The 17,672-nt window shown below is 60.7% G+C and carries 12 protein-coding genes, 1 tRNA gene and 1 pseudogene; 1 reads left to right on the top strand and 13 read right to left on the bottom strand.

Annotation, left to right across the window (positions count from 1 at the left end; genetic code table 11):
* Positions 1-1,209 precede the first annotated feature (1,209 nt).
* Positions 1,210-1,285 (top strand) — tRNA-Thr (locus tag HZY77_RS00940).
* Positions 1,286-1,695: 410 nt separating this feature from the next.
* Here the strand turns inward: HZY77_RS00940 and HZY77_RS00935 are convergent.
* The 13 genes and pseudogenes from HZY77_RS00935 to HZY77_RS00875 all read right to left on the bottom strand — a co-directional run bounded on the left by HZY77_RS00935 (position 1,696) and on the right by HZY77_RS00875 (position 17,657).
* Positions 1,696-5,652: a DUF1631 family protein gene (locus HZY77_RS00935; RefSeq protein ID WP_296817863.1), complete on the bottom strand. Its 3,957-nt coding sequence runs from the start codon at positions 5,650-5,652 to the stop codon at positions 1,696-1,698.
* A 224-nt stretch (positions 5,653-5,876) separates the two neighbouring features.
* Complete coding sequence (locus HZY77_RS00930) at positions 5,877-6,800, bottom strand: MBL fold metallo-hydrolase (RefSeq protein WP_296817861.1); 924 nt, start codon at positions 6,798-6,800, stop codon at positions 5,877-5,879.
* 13 nt (positions 6,801-6,813) lie between these two features.
* Positions 6,814-7,254, bottom strand: a complete 441-nt coding sequence (locus HZY77_RS00925; protein WP_296817859.1) for a hypothetical protein — start codon at positions 7,252-7,254, stop codon at positions 6,814-6,816.
* A gap of 16 nt (positions 7,255-7,270) precedes the next feature.
* Positions 7,271-8,359 carry an ACR3 family arsenite efflux transporter gene (gene arsB, locus HZY77_RS00920; RefSeq protein ID WP_296817857.1) on the bottom strand — a complete coding sequence of 363 codons (1,089 nt, stop codon included), beginning with the start codon at positions 8,357-8,359 and terminating at the stop codon, positions 7,271-7,273.
* Between the two features lie 28 nt (positions 8,360-8,387).
* On the bottom strand, positions 8,388-8,885 hold the full coding sequence (locus tag HZY77_RS00915) for an arsenate reductase ArsC (protein WP_296817855.1): 498 nt from the start codon (positions 8,883-8,885) through the stop codon (positions 8,388-8,390).
* A 17-nt stretch (positions 8,886-8,902) separates the two neighbouring features.
* Entirely contained in the window at positions 8,903-9,274 is a 372-nt protein-coding gene (locus HZY77_RS00910; RefSeq protein ID WP_296817853.1) for an arsenate reductase ArsC, read from the bottom strand.
* Positions 9,275-9,361: 87 nt separating this feature from the next.
* A complete protein-coding gene (locus HZY77_RS00905; protein ID WP_296817851.1) occupies positions 9,362-9,835 on the bottom strand; it encodes an ArsI/CadI family heavy metal resistance metalloenzyme in 474 nt (157 codons plus the stop codon).
* Positions 9,832-10,188, bottom strand: a complete 357-nt coding sequence (locus tag HZY77_RS00900; RefSeq protein ID WP_296817849.1) for a metalloregulator ArsR/SmtB family transcription factor — start codon at positions 10,186-10,188, stop codon at positions 9,832-9,834. The genes HZY77_RS00905 and HZY77_RS00900 overlap by 4 nt, the downstream gene beginning before the upstream one ends.
* A 107-nt stretch (positions 10,189-10,295) precedes the next feature.
* Complete coding sequence (locus tag HZY77_RS00895) at positions 10,296-11,954, bottom strand: NAD(P)/FAD-dependent oxidoreductase (RefSeq protein ID WP_296817847.1); 1,659 nt, start codon at positions 11,952-11,954, stop codon at positions 10,296-10,298.
* A pseudogene (locus HZY77_RS00890) lies at positions 11,938-13,180 on the bottom strand (TIGR03862 family flavoprotein). Before HZY77_RS00890 ends, HZY77_RS00895 begins: the two are co-directional and overlap by 17 nt.
* Before the next feature lie 381 nt (positions 13,181-13,561).
* A complete protein-coding gene (locus tag HZY77_RS00885) occupies positions 13,562-14,176 on the bottom strand; it encodes a hypothetical protein (RefSeq protein WP_296817845.1) in 615 nt (204 codons plus the stop codon).
* A gap of 47 nt (positions 14,177-14,223) precedes the next feature.
* On the bottom strand, positions 14,224-17,187 hold the full coding sequence (locus HZY77_RS00880; RefSeq protein ID WP_296817843.1) for an N-6 DNA methylase: 2,964 nt from the start codon (positions 17,185-17,187) through the stop codon (positions 14,224-14,226).
* On the bottom strand, positions 17,184-17,657 hold the full coding sequence (locus tag HZY77_RS00875; RefSeq protein WP_296653336.1) for a MerR family transcriptional regulator: 474 nt from the start codon (positions 17,655-17,657) through the stop codon (positions 17,184-17,186). The genes HZY77_RS00880 and HZY77_RS00875 overlap by 4 nt, the downstream gene beginning before the upstream one ends.
* Positions 17,658-17,672 lie beyond the last annotated feature (15 nt).

Genomic DNA, 17,672 nt, shown 5'->3' with positions numbered 1-17,672 from the left:
TTGCTGCGAAATCAGCATGGCTATGTTGTCCGGAAAGCGGCGGGGTTGGGGATGCGCAGCGAACGCTGCTGGTGCCGCCGTCAACTGGCAAGCCGGTTGACGCGTTTTCAAAAGCTAACCGCCTAGCGCGAATGGATCAACGTGCTGATAACTTCGCCAGACACAAGCTTGGGGCTGCGCTCAATCCGTGGCCTGCCGAAACCGAAGGGAGGGAATCAGTGGATAGTGCCCGAGACAAACGCACCGGCGACATCATCGACGCGGAGCAGCTTTGGGATTTGGAAGTCGTAGATAAGGAGGCCTACGAGTGCCCTGGATGCGGCATTCAGGTCTTTCCTGCTTCGTACCGGAAGAACATCAACAAGAAGCGCCCGTACTTCACGCCGATGGACAACAAGCACATCCAGCCGTGCGGTGTCGATGGCGTGGAAAAGCTGGTCAAGAAGGCTAAGAGCGAGAAGGTCGGTACGCCCGAGGGCTTCCCAGTGCCCTTCCCGAATCGCCTTCGTTTTGATGAAGAGCGCCCGGTTACGGCTGGTGGGGATGTGCCCGGCGCCGTTGATGGCACAGGCCGCACGAGAACCCGCGCCAACGGTGAGCGCGGCGCGGCGTATCACGGCCACACAGTCAAGACCATCCGGCCAGTTTGTCGTGTCTTCATGGACTTCCCCAACGACCGGGCACAGTTGCCGCTTGAAATTCCGGGCTGTCCCGGCACGACCTATGCGGGGTGTTTCGTGGCCTTGGCTTCTTCGGGATCGAAGCGCAACAACNCTCCAACGCGATTGTTCTGCGCTGCACTGCGTTGGGGTTCAGCAGTCGAGACGAACACCTACATTGATTGGGCCTTGGACGCCGGCGAGTGGCCGAAGGGCGAGAAGCGCCCTACGAGGTTCTACAAGGTTCGCGTGATGTGGGCTGAGTGGACCGATAGGCAGCGCAACACCTTGCGGGAGGAAATCGAGATCGCCAAGGATGCGGTGAAGGGCAAGACCGGTCAGCCGGAGAAGGCTTGGCTGTTCTTCGTTGGCACTCAAGACGCCGAGGACGCGACCTTGTTCACCGTAAACCGCTACCCCTTCATCTGCTGCCGCGTGGGCGAGATGATCTGGCCGCGCCGTTAACGGGAAGCAACAGCACAAAGCACTTCCACTCACCAGCGAACTGTTGCTATACTGCGAGGCTGCACCGAACAAGGTTCGAGGCAACGCCGATGTAGCTCAGTTGGTAGAGCAACGCACTCGTAACGCGTAGGTCACCAGTTCGATTCCGGTCATCGGCACCAACTCCCGAAGGGGCTCTCCGTCAAAAGAGGGCCCCTTTCCTTTTGTGCGTCGTGGTCATGCGATCAGACGCTCTCAAGACGATTCTTGATCGCGGTAACGGCTTCGCTGATGATGGCCTGCAGGCCCCCGACAGCAGCAGGCTCAACGGCTGTCGGATTGATCCGCGCCGATTTTCCGTGGCACACTCATGGCACAGCGACTATGAAAACGTGCGATTCTGAGGGATAATTAAAAGCTCAGTTGGTGCCGGAGGTCGTTGATTTCATTGATCCGGGAGTGTCCCGGGTTATCACTGCCAACCCACTGAGGCTGATTCGTAATGCGAAGGTCGTCAGTTCGATTCCGATCGCCGGCACCAGTTGTAACAAAACGCCGCTCAATGAGCGGCGTTTTTCTGGCCGGCCCCCGTCTAGGCTGCCATCGACAAGATGTCATCGATGCGGCACGGCTTGTGGATGGCGTAGCCCTGGACATAGTCGACACCGATTTCCCGCAGCGCCTCCAGCGTCGTCTCGGACTCCACGTATTCGGCCACCGTGAGCAGTCCCAACGAATGGCCGATGTCGTTCATCGACTTGACCATGGCGAAGTCGCTGGAATTCTGCATCATGTCCTTGACGAAGCTGCCGTCGATCTTGAGGGTATCGGTACGCAGATTCTTCAGGTGGGCATAGGACGTGAATCCGCTGCCGAAATCGTCAAGCGAGAACTTGCAGCCGTAGCGGCGTATTTCCCGGATGAAATCCTGCGCGGCCCCGTAGCTTTCGATGGCGGCACTTTCCGTGATTTCGAAGATGATCTTCTCGGTGGGAAAATCGCTGACCGGCAGCATCTCCTGCAGGTAGCGCATTACCTCGGGATTGCTGAGCGACGTGGCGGACAGGTTGATGGCGAAGCCNCCTACGGAGGCAAATTCCGACCGGTTGGCGGCGATCCATTCGAACACGTTCCGCATCACCCAGATATCCACTTCGTGCGCGCGCTGCAGCCGCTCCACGGCCGGGATGAAATGCCCTGGCAGGATTTCCACCCCCTCGCCTTCGATCCCCAGCAGCACCTCGTAATAGGGCAGCCGGGTGTTACCNCCGACGAGCGGCATCACTTGCTGGCAGCGCAGATGCAGCCCGCTGCCTTTGAGGAAGGAATCGATCCGGCCCGCCCAATCCATCAAGGATTCCTGCGACTGCAACTGGGGGCTGGCCTGGTCATAGATCTGCATCCGGTTGCGGCCTTGCGATTTTGCCGTGATGCAGGCCGAATCGGCACGCCGGATCGCCTCGGCCGCGCTGAACCGGTCCGGGGCAAACTCGGTGATGCCGACATTGAAGCCAATGCTGTAACTGTGCTGCCCGTGCTGGAACGAGTAGTCCTTCACCCGGTCGAGCAGGCTGTCGATGGCATTGCAGCCTTCGACCCGCTTGCAGTTGGGCAGCATGAGCGCGAAGGTGTCGTCGCGAAACGAAGCCAGTATGGCGTCGGGGCCGATATGCGCCCCGACTTCGCGGGCCAGGCTGCGGGTCAATTTNTCCGCGACGTCCTCGCCGCAGGTGTTGACGATCATGCGGAACTGATCGAACTCGATGATGCCGACGGCATGCGTCCTGTCCGCCTGGTCCGGTATCGCCATCCGGTTCAGGTGCTGCAGGAAGCCCTTGCGGTTGAGCAGTCCGGTCACTGGATCGTGCATGGCCTGTTGCATCACGCTCTGATAGGTATCGTCGAACAGGGACTGCTCCGAACGCTCGATCAGCGGCAGGTCCAGATCCTTGCCCGGCTTGGCCGTTCCACGCTGCATCTGCCGGGACAGTTCGGCCAGGGTGAAATCGGTCTTGCTGGTAGCGGATCGGTTGGCAAAGGTGCAGTTCGCGGGCGGCTGGCTGATCCAGATGAGCTGCATCGGTATCCGGTTGCCGTCCACGCTGAAATCCCACCAGTCGCCCACCCGCAGGCGATCCGCCAGTTGGCGATGCGCGGGCACGACGCCCCGTTCGCCCGACGAGGCCAGCCGGCCCGGGGGCACCCGAACCATTGCCCGTCCCGGAACAGATTGCGTTGCGCCGTCGGTCAGGCTGGCATCCAGTTCGTTCATGAACGCAGCGAGCAGTTTGGCATCCACATTGACCGTTGCCAGAGCGCGCTCGATTTCAGCCAGCAACGTCTGCGCCGATTCGGTGCTGCGCGGTGTATCCGCAGGCGTGGGATCAAACCGCTCGAACAACTGGTCGAGCACGGCCAGCGCCGCATTCCATGCATCCCCCTGCGCGCCCTGGCGCATCTCCAGCAACACCAGATACTGGCGCCAGCCGGCATCCAGCAGGCGCAGCAGCATGCCGGGCACTTCTCGTCCGGCCAGGCGCTGCTCGAGCGCCGCGTTGACTCGGGTACGTGCCGTGCGAATCCGCTCCTTGCCCTCGCAGGCCTCCTGCAGGCGCGCCACTCGTGTCCTGCGAATCTGCAGGATCGGCAACAGCACTTTCTCGAGACTGTCGCGAACCATCCCGAAAATGCCGGGATCGTTGTCGGCCTGGCTGCACACGCGGTCTACCAGCAAATAGAGGAACCGCTGCAGCTTGGTATCGAAGAATCTACCCTTGTCGTCTGCCGCCACCGCGTACTGCTCGATGAGATCGAGTACCTGGCGAGCCGGGTGATCGGGCAAATTGGGGAAATGGGTATCCTGCAACGCCAGCTTCAGCAGCGGGCGTTCGAGCCGCTTCACCAGCGATTCGATATCCGAACGGGGNACGACATCCGCCCGCGCCCGCGCGAACAGATCGGCCGTGGTATCCAGGATCTGCCGATGGGTCGATGCCAGCCGGCTGGCATTTCCNCCGGCAGAGGCGATACGCGCGGCGAGCTGATCGGCCAACGATGGCATGCCGGCTGCCGGCTGGCCTGCCATCGGCAGGCCATCCAGGGCAAGCAGCAGATCGCGCAAACGGGCCTCCGGCAGCGCAGCGCCGCCATTGTGCTGCGTCCCGCCGGCCTGCGGCGACGGTTCCACACGGCCGGCCAGCTGCCGGGCTGCCTGCTGCAGACGGTTCACCACCTGCAGTACCTCGGGGCGCACAGCCTGCGACATGGCGGCGCCACCCGGATAGAGAGCCTGTGCCGGCAGCAGGCTCACCGCCGCTTGCGAGGTGCGCCGCTGGGTCTGCTCGAGACCGGCCAGAATACGGTCCAGGCTGTACTCGGCGCTCTCTGGCGTCTGGGCAATGCCGGTCTGGTCCTGCTTGTACAGCGCATTCAGCGTATCGGCGATCTCGGCCAGATCCGGCTTGGGCCGGGCGCTGCCGTCACCGCGGGTTGCGGCTGCCGGCGGTTTGGATATCGATGTCGCCGAGCCGGATGCGTGTACGGGCTTGACCGTTTCAGCAGGCTGCAGGGCAATCAGGGTCTGGTTGAGTTGCTGGTAAAGCGCCGCGGCATGGCCTGATATGGCCTGCCCAAGCGCTTTGTAAAGTACCGTCCGCATGGGATTGGAAAAATCCAGTCCCTGAATGGCGATCTGGAAGGTACGGCCGATCATTTCCGGACCGAAAGGATTGTTCTTCCGATCGATCGGGATGCCGGCCAACAGGCTATAGCGCTGCTCGAACGTGCCCAGTGGGAGGGCGACGTCCGCCTCGACCTGCCGGATGACGGACGACAGATTCAGCCAGTCCTCGAACTCCGCTTCCTCGACCAGGGCGAGCGGATTGTCTGCGGACGCCCCGCAGGACGTTTCCTGAACGGGTCCGATATCCTGTATGCGGTCGCGAATGGCATTGTAGAAATCGTCCTCGATCCGGCTGCGGCGCTGCATCAGTTCCTGAGCACCGTAGTCGTAGCGCGAACGTTCCAGGAAACTGGACTCGTCTTGTCCCGCTTGGCCCAGACGCTCCACCGCCCACTGGAAAAAGTCCTGCATGACGGCATTGAGGAAGCTGCGGAAGAGATTGGTGCATTCCTGTTGCAGTGCCTGTGTCTGATGTGGATTCAGCTTGGCGCTGCCTTGGGTGGGGCGGGTTAGGACCAGACGCGCGTTCGCCCTGCGCAGGGCATGCAGCGCCTCTTCCTGCATGGCCGCAACGAATACCCCGATCCCGCCNGGNGAAACGCGAGCGACACGGCCATTGCATCCGTAAGTTGCCGAGCCGGCAACCGAGAATTCCACCCGTACCGACGTCCCAACCAGCGAAGGCAGTGCAGCGTCCTGTACTCCTTCCTCGAGAAAAGCCACGTACAGGCCGTTCTGGCAGTAGTCCCGAATCTCGGATGGGATGGCCGGACCTTCGCCGAACCGGACGTGCGCGGTCTGCAACGTAGGCTGCCGCGCAAAACGCCGTTTTTCCTTGCCGACCACTCCGAAAGTTGAATGCGCCATTATCTTTGTAGGGTTGAAGCTGGCCATGCCGAGCCGAAGGTTGCAGCATGCAAGTATCCGCAGAACCATCGGACAACCGCATGTTCTGCAAACACGGTGCAAGATGCTATTAAACCGCTACGTGTAATTACGGATAAAAGTCAGAAGGCTTTAAGAAACGGAGGCGCCGGCCGCCAGCAGTTGCTCGGCCGTCATGCATGCGGCGGCCGTCCGTCTATCCCGAGTTACTGCGACTCGAATTCGGTGAATGCGCGATTCATGTTGGCCCGGTGCAGATCGCCGTAGTTCTCCAGGCGACTGAACGCAGACAGGTCAGCATAACGGTCCAGGGTCGCTTCCATCGGTTCCATTTCGCGTGCGGCGGCCCCCACCTTGTCGGCCAGGAAGTCATAGTAGTCGCCGGTCTCGCGCTGCGCCTGTGCCAGATCGCAGACCCGGCCGTGACCGGGAACGATGTGCGCCGGTTGCAGGGCAACCAATTCGCGAAAGGCCCGCTGACCGTTCCTCACGCTCGACCAGGGCAGCACGCCCAGCAGACGATCCACAAAGACCAGGTCGCCACTGAACATCACGCGCCGCTTGGGTAGCCAGACCCAGGCGTCGCCTGGAAAATGCGCGTCGGTGTAGGCCAACACCAGCGTTTCGCTTCCCAGTTCCAGCGTAGCCGAATTGCCCGCGAGGGTGTTGGGTGCGGGCAGCGGCCTCGTACCCTGCATGCGCGCGCCGAGAAAGCGTTTCATCGACGCCATGTGTTGCGTCGCGAATTCGGCCTGGGTGGCGGCGGTTCGGGTGAGCGCGATAACCTTGGCACCCTTTTCGGCGAAAAACGCGTTGCCCAGCCAACGGTGATCCTGGCTGCCGGTATTGATGACCCAGCGCACCGGCTTGTCCGTCACCTCGCTGATGGTGGCCGCGATCCTTTCGGCGCCCAGGCGGCTGGCCCCGGTGTCGATCAGGATGACGCCCTCGGGCGTGACGACGAAACCGAAATTGGCATTGAGCCCATCGTTGTCGGCGCTGCGCTGACCCAGCGGGCCGATCAGGGCGTAGACATTGTCGACGACACGTTCGGCCTTGAGCTGAAAAGCCTGGGCGGCAGGGGTCATCAGGGTGAGAACGATGAGAAGTGGTGTGAACAGCGCACGCATATCCAACAAATTCCTATTTCAGACGATAGCCGGCATGGCAGGCCACGCATTGCATGGTGACCTGATTCAACGCGTCCAGGGCACGAGGCAGATCGCGGGTCACACCGGCCTCCTGGGCTGTCACGGCAAAGCGGCTGGCGGCCTGGTGCATGGCCGTACCCGTGTCCTGCATACCCTTCGGCATGAAGCCGGCCATATGGCTCGCCCCGTGTGCTTCGAGCGAACTCATGCCAATGCGTTTCTCGGCAATATCGGCGGCGGCATCGTATTTTCCGACAGCCAGCAAACCCAGGATTTCATTGATGGAGAGCAGATGGTCGCGCATGTTCGCGCGCATGTGATCCTGCATCATCGTCGGCATCTCGACCGCGATACGGCTGTCGCCTTCGGCAAGGGCATGGGATACGACCAGAAGTCCGGAGAGGACAAGCGGTGCAAGCAGGAATTTAGGCATGGCATCCCATTGAATGTTATTGAATCCGTCGCGCAGGCAAGCCGCTTTCATACCATCCTTTGCTCTGGTTGACGATTTTCACCACCAGCAGCATCACCGGCACCTCGATCAGCACGCCGACCACCGTTGCAAGCGCCGCACCCGACTGGAAACCGAACAGCGCGATTGCCGCCGCCACCGCCAACTCGAAAAANTTGGAGGCACCGATCAGCGCCGACGGACAGGCAACGCTGTGCTTCTCGCCCACCTTGCGATTGAGCCAGTAGGCCAGTGCCGAGTTGAAGAACACCTGAATCAGGATAGGCACGGCCAGCAGTGCGATGATCAGTGGCTGCGCGATGATCGCCTCACCCTGGAAGGCGAACAGCAGCACCAGGGTGGCCAGCAGCGCGAGGATCGAGGCATGGCCGAGTTGCGCCATCGCCGCGTCGAATGTTGCCTGCCCGCGCTTGAGCAGGATCTTGCGCCACAGCTGCGCCAGCACCACCGGAATGACGATATACAGCACCACCGAAGTAAGCAATGTGTCCCATGGCACCACGATTGCCGACAAACCGAGCAGCAAGCCGACGATGGGCGCGAAGGCGACGATCATGATGGTGTCGTTGAGCGCCACCTGCGACAAGGTGAAATACGGGTCGCCGCCGGTCAGCCGGCTCCACACGAACACCATCGCGGTACACGGTGCGGCAGCCAGCAGGATGAGGCCGGCGACATAGCTGTCGAGCTGCTCGGCCGGCAGGTAGGACGCAAAGAGATGGCGGATGAACAGCCACGCCAGCAGTGCCATGGAGAACGGCTTCACCGCCCAGTTGACGAACAGTGTGACGCCGATGCCCCTCCAGTGCGACTTCACCTGATGCAGGGCACCGAAGTCGATCTTCATCAGCATGGGGATGATCATCACCCAGATCAGCAGGCCGACCGGAATGTTCACCTGCGCCACTTCCATACGCCCCAGCGCCTGGAACGGCGCCGGCAACATCTGGCCAAGCAGCACGCCGGCAACGATGCACAACGCCACCCACAGGGTGAGCCCACGCTCGAACACGCTCATCGGCGCACCAGCGGCGCGCTTGCCGGTCACTTCGCACTGTGCGCTCATTGAGCGAACTCCATCAAAGTTGGCGCGCTCATACCGTCCGCCCGATATCCCGTACGGCCTGTTGCAGCTTCATGTTGTCGAGCGTATGGAACGGCAGGCTGACGAAAGAGGAAAGACGGCGCTGCAATTGGCTCATCGTCTCGACGAAGGCATGACGTTTGACATCGTCGCTGCCTTCGACCGCAGTCGGATCGGGGATGCCCCAGTGCGCGGTCATCGGCTGTGCCGGCCATACCGGGCAGACCTCGCCTGCGGCGTTATCGCATACTGTGACGACAAAATCGAGAGGCGGCGCATCGGGCTGCGCGAACTCATCCCATGATTTGCTGCGAAGCTCGCCGGTCGGGAAATGATTTTTCTCCAGCAATTCCAGCGCGAACGGATTGACCCGCCCCACCGGCCGACTACCGGCACTGAATGCCCGAAAGTGTCCCTTGCCCAACTGGTTGAGCAATGACTCGGCGAGAATCGAACGCGCCGAGTTGCCGGTGCACAGGAACAATACGTTGAAGACCGGTTCGGCCATGGCAGCGTCCCGTCGATTCAGGCTACAGCAGTTTGCAGGCCGAGCTTCTCGCGCACGGCCGCAACCAGCCGGGTACGGATGTCGTCTCGCACCGCGAGGAAGCTTTCAAGCGGCTCGCCGTGCGGGTCGTGGAACGGCAGGTGGATGGCTGGAATAGGTTTCGGAAAGATCGGACAGGCTTCCTTTGCGTTGTCACATACGGTGACCACCAGATCAATGTCCTCTTTCATCACGGCGTCGATGTCCTTCGGATGCAGGCCATCGGTTTTGAGACCCGCCGCCTTCAGCGCCGCGATGGCGCCGTCGGCCACTTTCGGCTGCGGGCGGGTACCGGCGGACAGCGCGCGCACCTGGCCGGCAAGGTCATGGTTCAGCAGCACTTCTGCCATTTGCGAGCGACAGGAATTGCCGGTGCACAGCACCAGTACGGTGTAATTTTTCAGCCACGATGGGTCCTTGGATTGTAAAAATGAAACTCAGCAGCAACCGCCTGTGGTCGGTTTGGCCTTGACTGGGATGCAACCGGGAATCTTCGCCACGACGGGCTCAGGCACACAGCATTCGCCTTCCTGCTGCCCGCCGAACACGGGAATGCTGTCGAGCGTGTGATAGGTTTCCCAGGCGATGCCCTGCGGATCGGTCGCCCAGTATTTGTCCGATTTGGCGTAGCAGCAGGCGGTGCCCATTTCCTCCACCACCTCGGTGTCCAGTTTCTGCAGGCGTTCGCTCATTTCGGCCAGTTCGTCTGCAGACTCGACCTGCACGCCCAGATGGTTGAGCCCGGGTGTGGCGCCGCGAGCAGAAATGGCGAAATTCACCCGCGGGTCGTCAAGCATCCATTTGGCGTAATCGTCCTTGGTGACGGTCGGCTCGGCGGCAAACATCGCAGAATAAAAGCGGATGCTGGCGGCGAGGTCGGCGACCGCGACGTGTACATGGAGGCGTTTCATATTGGCTCCTTTTCGGTGGGTCGGGATTGTTCTGATTCGCAGGCTGGCGTGCAGACCGGCGAGCAGGGATTGCCGCCGCAGCAGTTCTCGGTAAGAAAGCCGAGCAGCGCGTTCATGGTTGTGAAGTTAGCGGTGTAGATGACGAAGCGTCCGGACGGCTGCGAATCCACCATGCCGGCGTGCGACAACTCCTTCAGATGGAACGACAGCGAGGATGGCGGAATGCCGGTGAGCTCGCTGATGCGGCCGGCGGCGAGGCCGGCCGGACCGGCCTGGACCAGCGCGCGAAAGATGGCCAGGCGTGAATCCTGGGCCAGGGCTGCCAAAGCGGTCACGGCGTCTTTTGTTTCCATTTTTAAATAATAGTCGAAATATGGAAACAAAAGCAAGCACCCATTACCCCTATTTCAGCTTGCCGCTGGAAGGTCGGGTGGCGGTTTGCCTGGCTCTGAACGCCGGCTCAGTAGCCGCAGCCAGGCCCCGATTGCGCGCCAGATTCCGCCGATTCCAGACCGAGCATGTTACGCGCCGCTGCCTCGGCAACCTTGATGCCGTCCACGCCGGCAGACAGGATGCCGCCGGCATAACCCGCCCCTTCGCCCGCCGGATACAGGCCTTTGACGTTGAGGCTCTGGAAATCGTCGCCCCGGGTGATGCGCAGCGGCGATGAGGTCCGCGTCTCGACGCCCGTCAGCACGGCATCCTTCATCGCGAAGCCCTTGATCTGTTGGTCGAACGCAGGCAGCGCCTCGCGGATGGCCTCGATCGCGTAATCCGGCAGCGCAGAGGCGAGGTCCGTCAGATGCACGCCTGGCTTGTAGGAAGGCTCGACGACGCCGAGCCGGGTGGACGGCCTGCCTGCGAGAAAATCGCCGACCAGCTGACCGGGTGCCTCGTAGCCGCCGCCGCCCAGTTCAAACGCACGCGACTCCAGCTTGCGCTGCAACTCGATGCCGGCCAGCGGTCCGCCCGGATAGTCTTCGGGCGTGATGCCGACGACGATGCCGGCGTTCGCGTTGCGCTCGTTGCGCGAATACTGGCTCATGCCATTGGTCACCACGCGACCGGACTCGGACGTCGCCGCCACCACGGTGCCGCCGGGGCACATGCAGAAGCTGTATACCGAACGGCCGTTCTTCGCGTGGTGCACCAGCTTGTAATCTGCCGCGCCGAGGAGCGGATTGCCGGCGTTCGGCCCCAGTCTCGCCTTGTCGATCAGAGACTGCGGATGCTCGATGCGGAAGCCGATTGAAAACGGCTTGGCTTCCATGGTGACGCCCCGCGCATGCAGCATCTCGAAGGTATCGCGGGCGCTGTGGCCGAGCGCGAGAATGACGTGGTTGCTGGCGAGCATCTCGCCGCTGGCGAGTATCACGCCACGGATATTTTTACCATTGGGGCCGTCCTCGATCAGCAAGTCCGTGACACGCTGTTGGAAGCGGATTTCACCACCCAGCGCCTCGATCTCGTGACGCATGGTCTCGACCATGCCGACCAAGCGGAAGGTGCCGATGTGCGGCTTCGATACATAGAGGATTTCCTCTGGCGCACCTGCCTTGACGAACTCGACCAGCACCTTGCGCCCGAGATGCTTGGGATCCTTGATCTGGCTATAGAGCTTGCCGTCGGAAAACGTGCCTGCCCCACCCTCGCCGAACTGCACGTTGGATTCCGGGTTGAGCACCTTCTTGCGCCACAGCCCCCAGGTGTCCTGGGTACGCTCGCGCACCGCCTTGCCGCGCTCCAGAACGATGGGCCTGAAACCCATCTGCGCCAGAACCAGCGCGGCGAAAATGCCGCAGGGGCCGAAGCCGACCACGATCGGACGTTCAGCCAAATTCTCCGGCGCATGGCCCACGAAGTGATACGCCATATCCGGCGTCGGCGCGACATGACGGTCGCTGCGAAATTTCTTCAACAGTCCCGCTTCGTTCTTGACTTCGACATCGACCGCGTAGACCAGCAACAGCGCGTGTTTCTTGCGCGCGTCGTAGCTACGCTTGAAGATGCTGAAACCGAGCAGATCGCTCTCCGCCAGTTCGAGGCGCTTCAGGATCGCCGCACGCAAGGCCTCGGGAGGGTGGTCGAGTGCAAGTTTCAGTTCAGTCAGTCGCAGCATGGTGTGTACGTAAGTAATTCAAAGCGCCCTGCCCCGCCACGCGGCCGCTGGCCAAACAGGCGGTCAGCAGATAGCCGCCGGTGGGCGCCTCCCAGTCAAGCATCTCGCCCGCGCAGAACACACCGGGCAGCTTGCGCAGCATCAGCGTATCGTCGAGCGCCTCAAAGCGCACGCCGCCTGCACTGCTGATCGCCTCGTCAAGCGGGCGCGGTACGCTAAGCGTAAGCGGCAGCGATTTTATCGCGTGGGCGAGCTTCACCGGGTCGTTCAATTGCTCCACCGGCAGCAGTTCGCGCAGCAACGCCATTTTCACCCCCTTGATGCCAGCGCGACTTTGCAGGTGGCTGGACAGTGAACGTGCGCCGCGTGGGTGGGCGACTTCGGCGATGACCCGCTCGTGCGGCTTGTCGGGCGCCAGATCGAGCTGCACCGTAACTGCGCCCTGTGCAATGATCGTGTCGCGTAGCGGGGCCGACAGGGCATAGACCAGGCTGCCTTCGACGCCGGTGTCCGACAGCATCAGTTCGCCCGTACGCTGATGTACACGGCCGGTCGCATCGCGGAAGCGCAATGCCACGGTTTTCAGCGGCTGGCCGGCGAAACGGCTACACAAATATTTGCTCCAGCCGCCCGCCACGTCGAAACCGCAGTTCGACGGCAGCAAGGGGGCGACCTCAACCCCGCGCTGCTCCAGCAACGGCACCCATGCGCCATCAGATCCCAGCCTCGCCCAACTGCCGCCGCCGAGCGCCAGCACCACAGCGTTGGCGCATACGTCCAGCTCACCCTTTGGGCTTGTGAAACGCAGTGCGCCATCGTTGACCCAGCCCAGCCAACGATGGCGCACATGGAATCGCACCCCGATTCACGCAAGCGATGCAACCATGCACGCAACAGCGGTGCGGCCTTCATATCCTTGGGAAAACGCGGCCTGACGAGCCAACAAAGGTCTCGATCCTGAGCCCGTGGATCCACTCACGTAGCATTCCAGGGGAAAAGGCTCCGAGCAGTGGCTGGATGCCAGCCGCACGCGCCCCGTAGCGCGACAGGAACGCGTCGAATGGCTCGGAATGGGTGATGTTCATGCCGCCCACACCGGCCAGCAGGAATTTGCGGCCGAGTGATGGCATCGCGTCGTAGAGGTCGACCTGCACGCCGCCCTGTGAAAGGATCTCCGCCGCCATCAGGCCGGCGGGGCCGCCACCAATTACAGCGACATTTGACATGGGTTGCGGGGCTCGAAAGGGTCCGCTCTGAAAGCGTGTCGAATGGCGACGGTTAGCGCGTCGCGGGCAGCCTTCCTCGCCGGGTCGATCCGCTACGCGGGGCCCCTCACCCAACGCCTCAAACAAACCCGCTCTGATAAGTCGCTGATAAACCATGGCCAGCGTGTCGCGGGCACGTCCTTTCGCCGGGTCGATCCGCTGCGCGGGGCCCCTCGCCCAGCGGCTCAAGAACGTTACTCCCACTCAATTGTTTCAGAGGCCTTAAAACCCTCATGGGCACTAGCTTTCGTTGCTCTTATCATCACACTTTACCGTCACTTATACCGTCAAAAAATAAACCCTTGCTGGCATGGGGGATGGTCATGTCCAACCAAGTCCGGCTTAGCCTCCCGCCACGTTAGCCACTCCGAGCAACGTATGGTGCAAGCCAATCGGATCAGACGGCTTTACACGCGTATGTCGGCTGAACCAGGTGTTGGTGTCAACTATCACAGTCGACTCAAGGTGGTCCCCTGTTCGAGAGACTCGTGTCAGATATGCATTGATGCCTGCAGCTGCCTCTCTCGCCGTACCAGAGAGGACGTAGCCGACCATGAATCCAACAGCATGGTTTTCACCATATTTTCCGCTGGCGAACCTGTCGATACCTTCGACGACGTACTCACGGCATAGATGCCTGTCTGAGCCCGCGATCCGCTTGCATTCAATAATCGCATGAGGATCATGCTCCTGGGTACGCAAGAAAACTTCGATCATCATTAACGGAATGTCGGTACGCCCGTCCGGCAACACCACAGTGCTTTTTGATCGAGATTCGGTGCCGGGCAGCACAATAAGCTTCCATGAAGAGTTCTTCAGCGCATTGCGCATCCCGTCGCGCAGGCGTTCTGTCATGAGCACCTCGCCAGCGTCGGTATTCACATCTACGGCTGTATCCGCTTGCTGCCAACCCGCATTGACCGTTAGCAGAATTGCGGCAACAACCTCGGGCGCCAACTCGATGAACTCTCTGCCGAGTGCAGGAGGAGTCTCATACGGAATCCTCAAACGTCGCCCCCTAAGAAGCTCTCCGCGACGACCGTATCGGCATCCTCCAGAGCTGCAACGCGCATCCAGTGACGTCGAGCTGCCGGTTTGATAATCACCAGCTCATTGCGTCCGTGAACGCGTAGCTCTCGCTCGGCGCTGAGGGCGGTCGCAATCTTTACTTTCAAGCGCTGACCAATTCGCGTAAGCATGTCGTGTAATTCGCCTTGAGGGTTCACTAAACTTATAGTCGCCTCGCCTGGCCCGTCTTCCACGACAAAGCGCACGACGCGCAGGGCCGCCCCNCTCGGTAGATCCATCACTTCGGCGCGCATGTGCCGCTTATTGCGGGCCGAGAACCAACCATTCATTACAGACAGGAAAGTCTGGGCATACGCCACCATTTCGGATCTACTATCCGACGGGACTACGGAGGCCTCACGACCATCCTCCCACTGCCATCCAGCGCGCAGAAGCCCATCTAGAACGACAACGCGGTCAGCGTCACTAAGCTCGTAGAGATCGAAGACTGCCTCATCCACGGCGTTCCACTCTTGTGCGCCAATCTCCTGCTTTCGCAGCACCTTCTCCAAGTCCAGCAAGCGCCGTCCAGCCGGAGACTTTGCGGAGGCACGCAAATCAGGAACCGGCAGAAACCCGACATCGCGCATCAACAACTTTCGCTTATAGATACCGAATTCGGAGGCCGTCAAGCCGAAGAACCACGATGCGAGCGCGGAACTCAAGATTGCAGCGAGCAGATGCGCCGATTGCTTGTGGCTCGAAGGTAATGACGCAGCGAAGAAAGAATCCGTAAACACAACATCACGATTGGCGACCGCAACCAAAGCTCGCGGGTGCCCTACCACCATCTCTTTGACGATCAACAAGGGGGCTCGGTACGTGTCACGTGAGCGTGGCCACTGAGCCGACGATTGGTCGTATATCGGCAAATTGTTGGGAATATGGAAGTGCTGCATGTCGTTGGTCTGCAGGAATTCCAGGCCCTTCATTTCGCTCGCGTCACGCGTCTGCTTCGCTGGCTTGCCTTGAGTCAATCCATCACTGAACTTAGTATCAAGCAACGCGAACTGGTCACTCAGACTTTGGTGTGTCGATGTCAATTCCGCCAGTAGCAAGAGATCACGGCGGCGGCCTACGGCAGCAGCCTTCAACTTGAGCGGCTGCCTCTCGATCTCCTCCAGGCTCAACTCGATGACATCGCTTGGGGCCACCTCGAACGAATGGGTTCTGGCACCGCTGGGCGTCCAGGGAATCTGAACGACCGTCACCTGATCTGCTCTCTGCTTCGGGCGGTGACGCGCAAAGAGCACCACAGCTGGCATCGTTGCGGTTGCGAAGAGCCAACTGCACAAATTGGACAGGTTAACCAGTGTGACGGGGGCCAACGCGCGCATGAGGTGCAGAGCCGCCGCCATGCCTGTACCGCTGCGGCTAAAAAACGGTGTTGCGCTGAGAATGACGCCGAAGCGAGTCTGGTCATGCGCGAACTCTGTCGCCCGCAACACGAAGTCCAAACCTTCNCCNCGCGGCTGCGCAGGGACGCCCGCAGTTCTAGTCTTGCGCCGTACTTCAGTTCCTGCCTGACCTTTGAAGCTCCAAGGCGGATTGCCTACGATCAAATCGAATTGCTTTAAGCCGGTGGGCGTCGTTAATACGGCCTTTCCATCAGCATGACGTTCTACGCTCCGAGCGTCGCCAATAAGCAACGTCTTGCCAATCAGAGGCCGGAACTTCAGAGACTGCGGCGGCTGGGGATCGGGGTCCAGTTCAAGCGCAGCCAAGTACAAACTGAATGCTGCCACGCGAATGGCAGCTTCGCTGATGTCTACCCCATACACTTGTTCATACAACGTTGAGCGGATTACTTCCCGAGTAGGTGGCTGTCCCTCGGTACGTAGATAGACCAAGCGCCGCAACGCCTCGACCAGGAAAACGCCAGATCCGCAAGTCAAATCTAGTACAGACTCCTGTCCCGACAGTCCATCCATTACCTCATCGAGGACCAAGGAAACGACGGACAGTCGCGTGTAGTGCACGCCGTTTCGTAACGCCTCGGTGCGTTGCCCGCCTATGCCTGGTTCGGCATGCGCGAACTGTTCGTAGATCGAGCTAATCAGTTCAACGGGAATCACATCGAACTGATAAGGAAAGAAATTGAGCTGGCCGCTTTGAGGATCAACCGCTTCCAGGAACTCAGCGACGCGCTTCAAATGATGGGTGGCCGGCGTCGTCTCCACCGACGAAGGGGGNAACATGTCGCCATTGAAGGTCTGAGCCAACCAGGCAAACAGCTGTGCTGTCGCAGACCTGTCCCGCAGGATCGCCGGTAAGACCGTATACCCACACGCCCTTTTCAGACGTGTGGCACTGACAATTTGCCGATCGATCAGGTACTGGGTAAAGATCACCCGCCCGATCAAGGCCTGAGCCGCACTTCGTGCCAATTTTCCATCGACGAGATCGTGCTCAAGAGAAGCAAGGTCGGACAGAAGCCTCTGATCAACACTGGTCTTGCGATCGACGGTTGGCACCTGTGTCCAGAATTGACCCGTCTCGATCGCCAATCGGCCGGCCAGCTCGTCCAACTGCTGAAGAGACTTCTCAATGTTTTCGAAGCGACGGATCAAGTGCCTCTGCGCATCGCCATCCTTCACAGGCGCGCCAAAACCGTTGTACAGGTCGATGCGTTGCGGAGAAATAACCCACAGCAACGGCGCGAACCCTTCATTCCACACTTCTCGCCGCCACTGGCTGACTAAATCCTCGGAAGGCACACTCTGCTCGAACTTGAAATAGATGGTCAGCGACGATGCGCTACGCCAGAGCGCGTCGGGAGTGAAGACGCGGCCACGCCGTGACGACTGCGCCTCGGCGCCAAGCCGAAGTCCGGCTGCGGGCTGACCGTCCGGTAAGTAGCCAGTTGCCGCGAGTACCTGTTCGAGCGTTGCACTGTTCACGCCCTGCTCCTGATGGCTTCAGGCGGAAAAGGTAATGCTACTTGGCTTGGTACCAGCATGACAGGCAGCATATGCTGCTGAAGTCGCGCGATCAGCGGGGTGAGCGGGATAGCAAAGGCCGGTTGAGCCCCGGCACCAACGCTCCAAGTCCCCAATTCATGAAAACTGGCCCCAGTCGCTGTAACGAGCACAACGCCACCATCCAGTACTTGGGCACTGGCGTCAGCCAGCAGCCTGAACAGCGCATCCACGCCGGAACTCACCGTGCCAATATGGACACCTAGCGACCTCACCAGTTCGTTTGTGACGGCCAAACCCAGCAAGTCGGCAAAACTGAAGCGTGCCGCTTTCCCTGTCTTGGTTGCCAAGTACGGAACAGTCTTCCGCCAATGCCGCACCGTCTCTACAGACACGCCAGTAAGGGCGCGCATCTGATCCTGAGTGTACTGAATGGCTATGATTGTAGGCATTTCCGTTGTCGACAA

The organism is Thiobacillus sp. (assembly GCF_013693775.1).
Lineage (GTDB): Bacteria > Pseudomonadota > Gammaproteobacteria > Burkholderiales > Thiobacillaceae > Thiobacillus.
Note: the sequence above shows the minus strand (reverse complement) of the source record. Positions and strands in the feature narration are given on the sequence as shown.